12 protein-coding genes are annotated in these 14,181 nt (G+C 71.9%); 1 reads left to right on the forward strand and 11 read right to left on the reverse strand.

The window, feature by feature from the left end; genetic code table 11:
• Positions 1-2: 2 nt before the first annotated feature.
• The 11 genes from ABD127_RS05500 to rpsB all read right to left on the reverse strand — a co-directional run bounded on the left by ABD127_RS05500 (position 3) and on the right by rpsB (position 12,883).
• Positions 3-983, reverse strand: a complete 981-nt coding sequence (locus tag ABD127_RS05500; protein WP_344198557.1) for a zinc-binding metallopeptidase family protein — start codon at positions 981-983, stop codon at positions 3-5.
• Between the two features lie 41 nt (positions 984-1,024).
• Positions 1,025-1,546 (reverse strand): nuclear transport factor 2 family protein, encoded by a 522-nt coding sequence (locus ABD127_RS05505; RefSeq protein WP_344198559.1) that lies wholly within the window; start codon positions 1,544-1,546, stop codon positions 1,025-1,027.
• Between the two features lie 45 nt (positions 1,547-1,591).
• Positions 1,592-2,464, reverse strand: a complete 873-nt coding sequence (locus tag ABD127_RS05510; protein WP_344198561.1) for a transglutaminase family protein — start codon at positions 2,462-2,464, stop codon at positions 1,592-1,594.
• Positions 2,461-4,920, reverse strand: a complete 2,460-nt coding sequence (locus ABD127_RS05515) for a circularly permuted type 2 ATP-grasp protein (RefSeq protein WP_344198563.1) — start codon at positions 4,918-4,920, stop codon at positions 2,461-2,463. Before ABD127_RS05515 ends, ABD127_RS05510 begins: the two co-directional genes overlap by 4 nt.
• Before the next feature lie 2 nt (positions 4,921-4,922).
• Complete coding sequence (locus ABD127_RS05520) at positions 4,923-8,285, reverse strand: transglutaminase family protein (protein ID WP_344198565.1); 3,363 nt, start codon at positions 8,283-8,285, stop codon at positions 4,923-4,925.
• A gap of 81 nt (positions 8,286-8,366) precedes the next feature.
• The gene (locus ABD127_RS05525) at positions 8,367-9,230 is read right to left on the reverse strand and encodes a phosphatidate cytidylyltransferase (RefSeq protein ID WP_344198567.1); all 864 of its coding nucleotides are present in this window, start codon (positions 9,228-9,230) and stop codon (positions 8,367-8,369) included.
• 10 nt (positions 9,231-9,240) lie between these two features.
• Positions 9,241-9,795 (reverse strand): ribosome recycling factor, encoded by a 555-nt coding sequence (gene frr, locus ABD127_RS05530; RefSeq protein WP_344199424.1) that lies wholly within the window; start codon positions 9,793-9,795, stop codon positions 9,241-9,243.
• Entirely contained in the window at positions 9,795-10,541 is a 747-nt protein-coding gene (gene pyrH / locus ABD127_RS05535) for a UMP kinase (protein ID WP_344198569.1), read from the reverse strand. The genes frr and pyrH overlap by 1 nt, the downstream gene beginning before the upstream one ends.
• A gap of 61 nt (positions 10,542-10,602) precedes the next feature.
• Positions 10,603-11,019 carry a hypothetical protein gene (locus ABD127_RS05540; protein ID WP_344198571.1) on the reverse strand — a complete coding sequence of 139 codons (417 nt, stop codon included), beginning with the start codon at positions 11,017-11,019 and terminating at the stop codon, positions 10,603-10,605.
• Between the two features lie 53 nt (positions 11,020-11,072).
• A complete protein-coding gene (gene tsf, locus ABD127_RS05545) occupies positions 11,073-11,888 on the reverse strand; it encodes a translation elongation factor Ts (RefSeq protein ID WP_344198573.1) in 816 nt (271 codons plus the stop codon).
• A gap of 35 nt (positions 11,889-11,923) precedes the next feature.
• Positions 11,924-12,883: a 30S ribosomal protein S2 gene (gene rpsB, locus ABD127_RS05550; protein ID WP_344198575.1), complete on the reverse strand. Its 960-nt coding sequence runs from the start codon at positions 12,881-12,883 to the stop codon at positions 11,924-11,926.
• Between the two features lie 333 nt (positions 12,884-13,216).
• On the opposite strand from rpsB, the gene ABD127_RS05555 reads away from it, so the two are divergent.
• Positions 13,217-14,176 carry a M23 family metallopeptidase gene (locus tag ABD127_RS05555; RefSeq protein ID WP_344198577.1) on the forward strand — a complete coding sequence of 320 codons (960 nt, stop codon included), beginning with the start codon at positions 13,217-13,219 and terminating at the stop codon, positions 14,174-14,176.
• The last annotated feature ends 5 nt before the right edge of the window (positions 14,177-14,181 follow it).

The raw sequence follows: 14,181 nt of genomic DNA on the forward strand, positions 1-14,181 counted from the left end.
TCCTACCGCTGGCGGAGGGAGTCGACGAAGTCGAGCTTGGCCAGCACCTTCGGCGGGATGATGAACGGGTAGAGGTCGTCGGCGCCCATGCTGCGGTTGATCTGGTTGAGCGCGGTCGACAGCGGGATCCAGACCCCGGTGACGAGATCGCTGAAGATGCTGAACGCGTCCGGCTCGACCGTGATCAGCCCGTTCCAGCGAGCCGTGTCCACCGAGTCCTGGATGTGCAGGGTGTGCGCGAAGCTCTCGGCGAAGTCCTCGAACGGGTGCATCGTGGCGTACGTGCTGATGTAGCTCTCCGCCCAGTCGGCGGGCGGACCCTCGTTGTAGTGCCGCTCGATCTCGTCGGCGTAGGAGATCTCCTCGTTGCCGAAGAGCTCGCGGGCCTCCTGGATGCGGTCGCCGCGCACGTGCAGCGCCTCCATGTAGTGCCCGACCTCGTGTCGCAGGTGACCCAGCATCGTGCGGTACGGCTCAGCCAGCTCAGCCTGCACCTTCGCGCGGTGGGCGTCGTCACCCTCGGCCAGGTCGATCGTGATGAGGCCGTCCTCGTGGCCGATCACGACGTTCTCGTCGACGCTGGACAGCATGTCGAACGCCAGGCCGGTCTCCGGGTCGTCCTCGCGCGAGACCCAGCCGAAGCCGAGCCGTGTCAGCTCGACGAGCAGGTGGCGCTTCGCCGCCTCGGCGACCGGAAGCTGCGACAGGCCGATGGCGTCGTCGTCGGCGGGTCGGGTGCGGGTCAGACGGCAGGCCTCGCACGGCTCGCCCTCGAGGCGCGTCAGCCAGGTGCAGCCCGTGAGGTTCAGGTTCGGGCACACGTGCCAGACGTAGCCCTCCGGGTCGACGAACCGCCCGTCGGCGTCGACCACGACGATGTCGGCCGACTCCCGCCAGTAGCCCAGGGCGGAGCCGCAGGAGACGCAGAGGCTGTTCTCGAAGAACAGACGGTTGTCACAGGTCGAGCAGGTGAAGGCGCGCACGGTTCAGTGTGACGGCTGGCTGGCCCATCCGCTCTTCGGCGTCAGACGCTCGTCTCGTCGCCGGCGTACAGGAAGCTGGCGTCGTCGATGAGCCAGTGGCCCTCGACCAGCACGAGGTCGTACGTGTACGTGTCGGACGTCTCACGCTCGCGCCCGTCGTCCAGGTACGTCCAGCTCTCCTCGGTCGTGATCCGGGCCGTGTCGCCCGTGATGCTGACGTCGAGGATCTCGATCCCGTAGGTCCGCCAGAAGTCGTCGGGCTTGCCGTCCTCGATCTCCTCGAGGCCCTCGTGGAAACCGTCGCACGTCGAGTAGTCGGCGGCCGACTGACCGTAGTCGGCGCGGAACTCGGCCGTGGTCGTCTCCTGGAACGAGTCGCAGTCGCCGAAGCGGAACGCGCGGTCCCACATCAGCACGGCGGCCGCCGGGTCCGAGGCGCCGCCCGGCAGGGCGCGACCGTCGCGGCTGGCGATGCCGGCCACGAGCCCCAGGACCACGCCGAGCACGATGATCGCGAGGCCGGCCAGGGCCGTGGCGTACGGCCAGAGCGGACGGTCATGCATGGACGACATCGTCGCAGAATCTGGGCTCGTCGTGGGACGAGACACTCACACGGGAGCGACGTCGACCTCGACGTCGAGCAGCGACGTCTTGGCCTCGCTGTAGATGACGCCCTTGACGGGTGGCACGTCGGCGTAGTCGCGCCCCCACGCCGTCGTGACGTACCGCTCGCCGGCGAGCTGGTCGTTCGTGGGGTCGAGCGCCAGCCACGTGCCGCCCGGGACCCAGAGCGCGACCCAGGCGTGCGACGCGTCGGCACCCACGATGCGCTCCTTGCCCGGAGGTGGGTCGGTGGCGAGGTAGCCGCTGACGTAGCGGGCGGCGAGTCCGTGCGACCGCAGGCAGGCCAGGGTCAGGTGCGCGAAGTCCTGGCACACACCGGCCTGCGCCTCGAAGAGGTCGTCGATCGTGCTCGTGACGGTGCTGGCGCCCTGCTCGTACGTGAAGTCGGCGTGGATGCGGTGCATGAGGTCCATCGCCGCCTCGACCAGGGGGCGCCCCGGCGTCAGCGAGTCGGCGCCGTAGTCGCGGGCCAGCGCGGCGTGCGGGACGAGGTCGGAGCGCAGCACGAGCTCGGTCGCCGACCAGGCGTCGACGACCTCGCGGCGTCCCGCAGGCCGACACGTCTCCCACGGCTGGGCGTCGGCCTCGTCGTCGCGCACCTCGGTGAGCACCTCGACCTCCGAGAACGCCTCGACCCGCAGGACCTGGTGCGGCTCGTCGACCTGGAAGTACGTGCGGGTGTTGCCGTAGTGGTCCGTCGCGGCCCACTGGTCGGTGGCACCCGGGTCGACCGTGACCTCGTGACGGCCGACGTGCTGCCACGGCAGCTCCCGCGGGGTCACGTGCGCGACGCCGTAGCTGTCGCTGACGTCGGCGTCGTAGGTGTACGTCGTGGTGTGTCGGACCTGGTACCTCACGGCGCCACCTCCCGCACCGGACGCGGCAGGTCGAACGAGCGCGGCGTGGGCGCCGAGACGAGGTGCACCTCGACGACGGCGTCGGCGAACCGGGACAGCAGCCCGCGCACCGTGGTGACGGCCTGCTGCAGGTGGGGTCGCCGCTCGCCCTCGATGACCACCAGGCTCGCGAGCTCGAGGTTCTCGAGCTCGCCCTGCAGGTCGGCCAGGAGGCGCTCGGGACGGGTCGAGCCGGTCGAGGCCGGCAGCGCGCGCAGGACCTCGGAGGCGCGGGCGAGGTTGAACGCGACGGACCTCGGGTTGTCCGGATCGAACATCAGCAGCTCCACGACCCCCGCCGGGCGCACGTAGCCGCGGTAGCGGCGGCGGTGCGTCACGGCGCTCTCCGCGATCATCAGCACGGTCGAGAGGACGTCGCGGTCGACGTCGATGCCGCGGCGCTCCGTGACGGTGCCGTCGAGCAGCCGGACGACCTGCTGGCAGCGCTCGATGGCGCGGCCGACCATGATCATCCGCCATCCGTCGTCGCGCATCATGCTGTCGATGACGCCGTGAAGGGCCGAGATCGCCGTCAGCATCCGGCCGGCGGAGTTGGTCACCTCGTGGCTCAGGGCCGACTCGGCGAGCGTGCTGGCAGCGCGGTCGATCGCACCGAACACGCGCCAGACGTCGGGCGAGAGCTGGTCGCGCACGGCCTGGGCCGCGTCGCGCAGCGAGGCCACCGACTGCGCCACCGACCCGGGTCGGAAGGGATCGAGCAGCAGCGACCGCAGCTCCTCGTCGAACTCGTCCTCCTCGAACGGCGACGGGCTGAGGTCACGGAGCTTGCGCGACACGACCCGGAGGTTCTGGCCTCCGGCCGACCACGGACGCGACCGGAAGTCCTGGGCCAGTCCGTGCGCCGCGATGACGAGCCGCAGCGTGTCCTCGGCGCGCTCGGCGTAGCGGCCGAACCAGAACATGTCCTCGAGCACGCGCGGGACCATCGCGGCGGGCGCGCGCACGTTGGTCATGGGCAGGACCTCGACGAGGCGCTGGTCGGGCTCGTCGGGCCGCGACTTCAGCACCCAGACGTCCTTGCTGCGCGGGACGCGACCGGTCTCCATGATCGAGCCGAGACCGCCGAGCAGCGTGCGGTAGGCCGAGCCGTGCCGCACCGTGAACGTGCGGATGACGACCGGCTCCGGCTGCACGCCGAACGGCCCGAGAGCCGGGGCCTGCGAGTGGTGGGGCCGCTCCTGCGCCACGAAGCGGTACGGCTCGGCCTCGATGCGCTCGAGCAGGTCGTCGCCCGTCAGCGGGCCCGTCGGGTCCGTGCGGTCGATCGTGCGGATCGTCAGCTCCTCGAGCCGGGGCCGGACCTGCTCGAGCTCGTCGGGGTCGCCGAGCCAGTAGGAGCGGATCGACGGCAGCCGCAGCGGCTCGTCGAGGAGCACCTCGCACGCCCGCGCGAGGAACGGCGCCAGGCCGAGGTTCTCGACGACGCCGGACCCCAGCCCGTTGACGACCCGCACCGTCCCCCGGCGCACCGCCTCGACCAGGCCCGTGACGCCCAGGTGCGAGTCGCCCCGCAGCTCCAGCGGGTCGGTGTAGGCGGAGTCGACCCGGCGCACGATGACGTCGACCCGCTCGAGCCGGCCGAAGACCCGCATCCAGACGATCCCGTCGCGCACGACGAGGTCGCTGCCCTGCACGAGCGGGAAGCCGAGGCTCGAGGCGACGAACGCCTGGTCGTACGCCGTCTCCGACTGCGGTCCCGGCGAGAGCAGCACGACCCGCGGGTCGCTCGCCTCCCCCGGTGCGGCGTCGATCATGGCGGCGCGCACGGCCTGGAAGAACGGGGCCACGCGGTGCAGGCCAGCGTCGCGGTAGAGCTCGGGCACGACGCGGCTGATGACCCGCCGGTTCTCCATCGCGTACCCGATCCCGGACGGGGCACCCGTGCGGTCGGCCAGGACCTGCCAGTCTCCGGAAGCGGTGCGAGTCACGTCGCTCGCGGAGATCAGCAGCGGGTGCTGCTCCCCCGGCCCGCCGCGCAGCTCCCGCAGGAAGCCGCCGTGCCCGAAGACCAGCTCGGGCGGCAGGACGCCGGTCGCGAGGAGCGTCTGGGGGCCGTACAGGTCGACCAGGATCGCGTTCAGCAGCTCGGCGCGCTGCGCCAGCCCGACCTCGAGCGGCGCCCACTCCTCGGCGGACACCACGATCGGCACCGGGTCGAGGCGCCACCACGAGGGCGACTCCCCCGGCCGGGAGTACCGCACGCCGTCGTCGCTCAGGAAGCGGACGACGTCGGCGCTGATCCGCTGGAGCTCCTCGCGGTCCAGGCCGATCGCCGCGCCGGCGAGGGCCTTCCACGCAGGGCGCAACGAACCGTCCGGTGCGACGACCTCGTCGTACCGGGCCGGTTCGGCGTTCAGCGTCGGCTGGGCCACCGCCGCCGAGTAGTCGTGCAGCACCGTCAGTCGCGCTCCTGCTGATCGCTCCGGGCACGGTGACCCGGGAGCTCGTCGGCCGGCACGCGCCGCAGGTCGAGCGTGCGCGGGTACTCCGGCGCCATCGCCCGGGCCGCGCGCTCACGAGCGGCGGCGACGTCGATGCGGCCCGGCGTGTGGCCGAACGGCTCGAAGCGCGTGGCCCGACGGGCCTCGGCCTCGGCGGCGTTGACCGGCGGGTGCTCGTAGTTCCGCCCGCCGGGGTGGACGACGCGGTACGTGCAACCGCCCAGCGAGACCTGGGCCTGGGTGTCGACCAGGTCGAAGCGCAGGGGCGAGTGCACCTCGATCGTCGGGTGCAGGGCCGACCACGGCTGCCACGCGCGGTACCGCACACCGGCGTAGTACTCGCCCGGCGTACCGGTGGGGGTCAGAGGCACGGGGACACCATGGCACGCCACGAGGTAGCGATCCAGGTCGAGCCCCCGCACCAGGACCTGCAGCCGCTCGACCGAGGAGTCGACGTAGCGAGCGGTGCCGCTGCCGGTCGCCTCCTCGCCGAGGACGTGCCAGGGCTCGATCGCGCTGCGAAGCTCCATCTCGACCTGCGTGCCCCGTGCCTCGATCAGCGTGCGGCCCAGGCGCGGGAATCGGAACTCGACGAACGGGTCGAGCCAGCTGCGCTCGAACTCGATGCCGTCGGCCCGCAGGTCCTCGACGACGCGGCCGATGTCGGCCACGGCGCCCTGCGGCAGCAGGAAGTCCTCGTGCAGGGCCGTGCCCCATCGCACGAGCGGCTCGGTGTTGGGGCGGCGCCAGAACATCGAGACCAGCGAGCGCACCAGGAGTGCCTGCACCAGGGCCATCTGCGGGTGCGGCGGCATCTCGAAGCCGCGCAGCTCGAGCAGACCGAGACGTCCCCGCGAGGAGTCCGGGCTGTAGAGCTTGTCGATGCAGAACTCGGCCCGGTGCGTGTTGCCCGTCAGGTCGGTCAGCAGGTGGCGGAGGATGCGGTCGACGAGCCACGGCCGGGCGGGCAGCTCGCCGTCCTCGTCGGCGGGGGCCGCGGCCAGGCGGTGGAGCTCGCGCAGGGCGATGTCCATCTCGTACACCGCCTCGGGGCGGCCCTCGTCGAACCGGGGTGCCTGGCTCGTCGGACCGATGAAGCGGCCCGAGAACAGGTACGACAGTGACGGATGGCGTTGCCAGTACGTGATGAGGCTGCCGAGGACGTCGGGGCGCCGCAGCAGCGGCGAGTCGGCCGGGGTGGGGCCGCCCAGCGTCAGGTGGTTGCCGCCTCCCGTGCCCGTGTGCGAGCCGTCGAGGTCGAACTTCTCGGTGCCGAGACGCGTGCGCCGGGCGGCGTCGTAGAGCGTGTCGGTCAGGTCGCGCAGCTCGTCCCAGGTCCGTGTCGGCTGCAGGTTGACCTCGATGACTCCGGGGTCGGGTGTCACGACGAGCTGGGTCAGGCGCGAGTCCGGCGGCGGCGGGTAGCCCTCGAGCACGACCGGCACGTCGAGGTCGGCGGCGGCCTTCTCGATCGTCGCCACGAGCGTCGCGTAGTCCTCGAGGCGCTCGGTGGGCGGCAGGAACACGTAGACGAACCCGTCGCGGGCCTCGACCGTCAGCGCCGTGCGCGGCGCGTCGTGGGGCTCGACGCTCATCGCGCTCGGGAGCACGGTCGTCAGCGGTGGGCCGGCCTCGAGGTACGACGGGTCGCCGGAGGCCTCCGGCGGCTCCCACGAGACGGCGTCGAGCGGCAGCCGCAGCCCCACCGGCGAGTCGCCCGGCCCGAGGACCAGGCGGCCGCGACGGAACAACCAGCGCGGGCTCGACCACGTCTCCCCCGTCACGATGGGCACGACCCAGCCCGACGGCTCGGGGACACCGGCGTCCAGGCCCGCGGCCCAGCCGGGGTCGAGCGCCTCCGGCAGGTCGGCCGGGGGTTCGCCGGTCGGGCTCCGCAGCGCAGCGGTGAACGGGACGAGCGGGTCCTCCCAGGCCGGGATCACGCGGTCGTCGTCCACGCCCACGGCAGCGGCGAAGGCGCGGGCCAGGCGCTCGGCGCTCGCCGGCGCACCCTCGACGGCCTCGTCGGCGTTCCAGGGGTCGGCCAGGAGCTCGGGCCGGGTCCACAGCGGCTCGCCGTCGGTGCGCCACTGGAGCGCGACGTTCCACCGGGGCAGCGGCTCGCCCGGGTACCACTTGCCCTGGCCGCGGTGGACCACGCCGCCTCCGGCGTAGGTCTCGCGCAGCCGGGCCGCCAGCTCACCCGCGAGGCGGCGCTTGTCGGGGCCGTCGGCGTCCGTCGTCCACTCCGGCGCGGTCATGTCGTCGATCGAGACGAAGGTCGGCTCGCCGCCGGTGGTCAGTCGGACGTCGTCAGCCACGAGGCGCTCGTCGACGGCGTGGCCCGCGGCGTCCACCCGCGACCACGCCTCGTCGGTGTAGGGCAGCGTGACGCGCGGGTCCTCGTGCACCCGTCGCACGACGTTGGAGAACGAGAACTCGACCTCGGCCGCCTCCATCTGGCCCGTGATCGGTGCGGCGGACGCCGGGTCGGGTGTCGCGGAGAGCGGGATGTGACCCTCGCCGGCGAACAGCGCCGAGGTCGGGTCGAGGCCGATCCAGCCCGCGCCGGGCACGTAGACCTCGGCCCACGCGTGCAGGTCGGTGAAGTCCTCCACCGCGCCGGTCGGGCCGTCCAGGGCCTGCGCGGCCAGCAGCGGGTCGGTCTTGAGCTGCACGAGGTAGCCCGAGACGAACCGCGCCGCCAGACCGTACTGCCGCAGCAGCGACACGAGGAGCCAGGCGCTGTCGCGGCACGAGCCGATGGCCCGCAGCAGGGTGGTGTCCGGGGTCTGCACGCCGGGCTCCATGCGCACCGAGTACTCCACGTCACGGTTGACCGCAGCGTTCAGGCCGACGAGGAAGTCGACGATCGGCACCCCGTCCTCCGGCAGCGCCGGCAGCTGGTCGCGCCACGTCGTCACGACGGGGCCGGGCCCGCCCTCAGCGGCTTCCGGGACGGGCGCCAGGTACGGGGCCAAGTCGGCGCGCAGGCCGGGCTCGTAGTCGAACGGGAACCGCTCGGCGTACTCCTCCACGAAGAAGTCGAACGGGTTGACGACCGTCAGGTCGGCGACCAGGCCGACCGTGACGTCCAGGTGGTCGACCGGCTCGGGAAACACGAGTCGCGCCATCCAGTTCCCGAACGGGTCCTGCTGCCAGTTGATGAAGTGGTTGGCCGGTTCGACCTGCAACGAGTAGGCCTCGATCGGCGTCCTCGAGTGCGGTGCCGGCCGCAGTCGCACGACGTGCGGGCTCAGCCGCACCGCGCGGTCGAAGGTGTACGTCGTGCGGTGCTCGAGTCCAACCTTGATCGCCATGTGACCACCCTGCATGACGCGCGTTACCTGCGCGTGTCGGGGCGAGGGAACCGCCGGTGGTTCACGCCCTGGTGCGCGGCCTCAGGCGACGTCGACGAGGTAATGCAGGACGACCCAGGCGACGGGCGCCACCATGATCAGCGAGTCGAGCCGGTCCATCAGGCCGCCGTGGCCGGGGAGCAGGTCGCCCATGTCCTTGATGCCGATGTCGCGCTTGATGAGGGACTCCGACAGGTCGCCGAGCGTGGCCATCACCACGCTGGCCACCCCGAGCAGGACGCCGACCCACCAGTGGCCCTCGAGCGCGAGCACCACGACGGCCACTCCTGCACCGATGCCAAACAGCAGCGAGCCGGTGAAGCCCTCCCAGGACTTCTTGGGGCTGATCGTCGGCGCCATGGGGTGCTTGCCGAACAGGACGCCCGCGATGTAGCCGCCCGTGTCGGACGCGATCGTCGCGACGATGAACGCGACGATGCGCCACGGGCCGTCGTCCTCGGCGAGCATGAGCAGCACGAACACGCCCATGAGCGGCAGGTAGGCGAGCACGAACAGGCCCGAGCTGACGTCGCGGACGAAGCCGTCGGCCCCGTCGGTCAGGCGCCAGACGAGCGTCGCGATGACGGTCATCGCCATCGCGAAGGAGGTGGCCTCCATGTCGGCGTAGAACGACGACAGCAGCATCGCCGTGCCGCCGACCGCCACCGGGAGGATCGGGACGCGGATGCCGGCGGTCGCGAAGGCGCGCTTGAGCTCCCACATCCCCACCAGGAGGGCGACGACGACGACCGCGACGAACAGGTCCTTGACGAAGAACAGCGACGCGACGACCGTCAGGCCGAGCGTCACGCCGACACCGATGGCTGCGGGCAGGTTGCGGCCGGCCCGGCCGTGGTCCTTGGCGGGGGCGGCCGACTCGGGCGGAGAGGAGGAGGAGTCGGTCATGGGCACAGGCTCAGACCTCGAGGAGCTCGGCCTCTTTGCCCTTCAGCAGCTCGTCGATCGTGTCGACGTACTTCTTGGTGAGGGCATCGAGACGCTTCTCCGCGCCGGTGTTGTCGTCCTGCGAGATCTCGGAGTCCTTCTCGGCCCTGTCGAGCGTCTGCTTCGCGTTGCGACGCACGGCGCGCACGGAGACCTTGCCCTCCTCGCCCTTGGAGCGGGCGAGCTTGATGTACTCCTTGCGGCGGTCCTCGGTGAGCTCGGGCAGCGTCACGCGCAGCACCTTGCCGTCGTCGGACGGGTTGACGCCGAGGTCGGAGTCGCGGATGGCCCGTTCGATGGCCGCCTTCGCGCTGACGTCGTACGGGCTGATGATGACGGTGCGCGGCTCCGGGACCTGGAAGCCCGCGAGCTGCTGCAGCGGGGTCGGCGTGCCGTAGTAGTCGGCCGTGATCTGCGCGAACATCGCCGGGTGGGCACGACCGGTCCGGATCGCCGCGAACTCCTCGCGGGTGTGCTCGACGGCCTTGCCCATCTTGTCGTCGGCCTCGCGGAGTGTCTGGTCGATCACGGTGCTTCTCCTGTAGTCGTGCCAATGGTCGGGCTGGATCCTGCGTGGACCAGCGTGCCGATCTTCTCACCCCGCAGGGCGCGGGCGATGTTTCCTTCGCCCTCCATCCCGAAGACGATCATCGGGAGCTTGTTCTCCATGCACAGCGCGAACGCCGCCGCGTCGACGACCTTCAGGCCGCGGCGCAGGGACTCCGCGAACGTGACCTCGTCGTACTTGCGGGCGTCGGGCGTCGTGCGGGGGTCGGCGTCGTAGACGCCGTCGACCCCGTTCTTGCTCATCAGGACGATGTCGGCCTTGATCTCGAGCGCGCGCTGGGCCGAGACGGTGTCGGTCGAGAAGTACGGCATGCCGGCGCCGGCGCCGAAGATCACGACGCGGCCCTTCTCGAGGTGTCGCACGGCGCGGCGCGGGATGTACGGCTCGGCGACCTGCGACATCGCGATGGCGGACTGCACGCGGGTCTCGACGCCCTGCTTCTCGATGAAGTCCTGCAGCGCCAGCGCGTTCATGACGGTGCCGAGCATGCCGATGTAGTCGGCGCGGCCGCGCTCCATGCCCCGCTGGCTGAGCTCCGCGCCCCGGAAGAAGTTGCCGCCACCGACGACGATCGCGACCTCGACGCCGTCGGCCACGGCCTCGGCGACCTGGGCGGCGATGCGGTTGACGACATCGGGGTCGATGCCGATGGCACCGCCACCGAAGACCTCACCGGACAGCTTGAGAAGGACACGGCGAGCCATGAGCACCAGCCTATCGCGACGACGCCGCGAAAGCCCCACCGCATCCGCCGAGGTCAGACGCTCAGTTCCCCTCGCAGACGAGCTCCCCGCCGACCTCCAGCAGGTCGTTGGTGCCCCATCCGTCCGTCAACCGGCTGACCCAGCGCGGGCCCGCGACGACGTCGTACGGCACGTCGCAGTCGTTCTCCTCGGCCGACGCGGCGCCCTCGGCGTCCGAGGGATCGTCGTAGACCGAGAGGATCGCCGTCGCGTCGCTGTCGTCCGCCGCGGCCTCCCGGGAGACGCACTCCACCGAGCGTGCCGCGCCGTCGCTGCGCGGGGCCTCGTCGGTCTCGGACGGATCATCCGCGCAGACGGCGTCGGCCCACGCCTCGACGACGTCGTCGACCGCGTCGGAGGTCAGACCACCGGCACCGCAGCCCGTCAGGGCGAGCACGGCGCCGGCAACGACGACGGCCGGAAGGCGGCGAGGCGGCATCAGCCGATCCTCGCACAACCTCCCGGCCGTGACATCGTGCGCAGAGCTGGTGCTCAGGCGCCGATCTCGATGTGGGCGAACCCGGTCAGCGTGACGCCGGCCTCGTCCAGGACGGCCTTGACCGTCTTCTTGTTGTCGGTGACCGACGCCTGCTCCAGCAGGACGACGTCCTTGAAGAAGCCGTTGACGCGACCCTCGGTGATCTTCGCGATCGCCTGCTCGGGCTTGCCCTCCTCGCGGGCCGTGGCCTCGGCGATCTCGCGCTCCTTGGCGACGACGTCGGCGGGGACGTCCTCACGCGTGAGGTAGCGAGGACGCATGGCCGCGACCTGCATCGCGGCACCACGAGCGGCATCGGCGTCGTCGCCGGTGAACTCCACCAGCACGCCGACCGACGGGGGCAGGTCGCTCGCCTTGCGGTGCAGGTACGTGGCGACCTGACCGTCGAACGACGCGACGCGACCGAGCTCGAGCTTCTCGCCGATGACGGCAGCCAGGGAGCTGATCGCCTCGGTGACCGACGTGCCGTCGGCGAGCGCGACCTTGCCGAACGCCTCGGCGTCGGCGGGACGCTCGGCGTCGGCTGCGGCGGCCAGGGCCGTCGCCAGCTCGATGAACTGGTCGTTCTTGGCCACGAAGTCGGTCTCGGAGTTGAGCTCGACGATCGCGTTGCCCGAGGCGGCGACGAGGCCCGAGGAGGCCTCACGCTCGGCACCACGCTTGGCGGCCTTGGCCGCACCCGTGATGCGCAGGATCTCGACCGCGCGGTCGAAGTCGCCCTCGGCCTCGGTGAGCGCCTTCTTGGCATCCATCATGCCCGCGCCCGTGGCGTCGCGGAGCTTCTTGACATCAGCGGCGGCAATCGCCATGTGTCTCTACCTCGTTTCTAGGACGTGGAGGGGAATCAGGACTCGGTGGTCGCGGCGTCGGCGGCCGGAGCCTCGTCGGCAGCGGCCTCGGCCGGAGCCTCGGTGGCGGCCTCCGCAGCGGGGGCCTCCTCCGCGGGCGTCTCGGCGACGGGGGCCTCAGCAGCAGGCGCCTCGGCCGCGGGGGCCTCGGCAGCAGCGGCCTCGGCGGGCGCGTCGGCCGACGTCAGCAGCTCGGCCTCCCACTCGGCCAGCGGCTCGCCGGCGCCGAGCTCCTCGCCCGCCGCCTCCTCGCCGCTCTTGGCGCCACCGCGGGACACGAGGCCCTCGGCGACGGCGTCGGCGATGACGCGCGTCAGCAGCGCGACGGAACGGATGGCGTCGTCGTTGCCCGGGATCGGGAAGTCGACCTCGTCGGGGTCACAGTTGGTGTCCAGGATCGCGACGATCGGGATGTTGAGCTTCTTGGCCTCGTCGACCGCGAGGTGCTCCTTCTTGGTGTCGACGATCCACAGGGCCGCCGGCGTGCGCGACATGTCGCGGATGCCGCCGAGCGTGCGCGAGAGCTTGTCGTACTCGCGACGCATCTGCAGGAGCTCCTTCTTGGTGCGACCCGAGCCCGCGACGTTGTCGAAGTCGACGTCCTCGAGCTCCTTCATGCGCTGCAGGCGCTGGTGCATCGTGGAGAAGTTGGTGAGCATGCCGCCGAGCCAACGCTGGTTGACGTAGGGCATGCCGACGCGGGTGGCCTGCTCCTGGATCGGCTCCTGCGCCTGGCGCTTGGTGCCGACGAACAGGATCGTGCCGCCACGGGCGACGGTGTTCTTGACGAACTCGTAGCCGGCATCGATGTACGCCAGCGACTGCTGGAGGTCGATGATGTAGATGCCGTTGCGCTCGGTGAAGATGAAGCGCTTCATCTTGGGGTTCCAGCGGCGGGTCTGGTGTCCGAAGTGGACACCGCTCTCCAGCAGCTGACGCATGGTCACGACGGCCATGGTGATCTCTCGTTTCTGGGCACGACGGCCCGTTCCTGGTTGACGCACGGACACCGTGTCCGCGCCCTGGTGCCGTGACGGGGGCCTACCGGACCCGATGTTGCTGGGCCGGACCAGGACCTCGCCCGCGGAGACGGTGCTCCTGGGCCGGGGCCCGAGAGCGGCGTCGATGCGGATGACGGCACGCGAAGTCACCTCCGAGGGAGGTGCTGAGGCCATCGTAGGCCACGAGGCCCGGCGAGACGAAATCCGCGGCCGTCCACAGCCTCTCGCCGTCCACACACGGCCGATCGGTGCTGGCCGGGGCGTCGCCCGCTGGGCTGAGGTGGGGTCATGCCGACCCCGTCGCACGCCCCCTCGCCCCGTAGCCTCCGCGCGACCCCTCCGCGCTGGTCCGGGCGATCGCTCCGGGTGCCGTCGCTGGCCGCCGTCGTGGTGGCCTCGCTCGCGGCGGGGTCGGTGCCGGCGGTCGGTGCCGACGACGCCTGGGTCTGGCCGCTCGACCGTCCGGCCGTCGACCGGGCGTTCGAGGCGCCCCCGACCCCGTACGCCGCGGGGCACCGCGGCGTCGACCTGCGCGGCGCTCCGGGCGAGGTCGTCGTCGCGGTCGCTCCCGGCACGGTGACCTTCGTGGGCGACGTGGCCGGCACCCCGGTCGTGACCGTCGGACACGGTGCCGAGCGCTCGACCTACCAGCCGGTCGCGGCATCGGTCGAGGTCGGACGCAGCGTCGACGCGGGCGAGACCATCGGGACCCTTCTGCCCGGTCACCGGGGGTGCGGCGCTGCCGCGTGCCTGCACCTGGGGCGGGTCGCGGGCGAGACCTACCTGGACCCGTCGTTGCTGCTGGCGGGGCGTTATCGCCTGATCAGTCCCGACGGGCCGCCTCCGACACCGCCGCGGCGCGGCGACGGTGCGCTGTCCCCGCCCGTCGACGCGCCGCTGACCTCGGCGTTCGGCCGGCGCGTCCACCCCGTCACGGGCCAGCCCCGCCAGCACGACGGCCTCGACTTCGGCGCTCCCTGCGGCACTCCGGTCGCGGCCGCGGCGGCCGGCACGGTCGTGCGCGCGGGACACGCCGGCGGCTACGGACTCCGGGTCGAGGTCGACCACGGCGGAGGGCGCGTGACGTCCTACAGCCACCTGTCCTCGGCGCAGGTCGCCGTCGGATCCGTCGTCACCCAGGGCCAGCCCGTCGCGCGAGTGGGCACGACCGGGGTCTCGACCGGATGCCACCTGCACTTCTCGGTGCACGACGGCGGCACGGCCGTCGATCCCGCTCCCCTGCTGTGAGCGTC

The organism is Aeromicrobium alkaliterrae (assembly GCF_039529015.1).
GTDB lineage: Bacteria > Actinomycetota > Actinomycetes > Propionibacteriales > Nocardioidaceae > Aeromicrobium > Aeromicrobium alkaliterrae.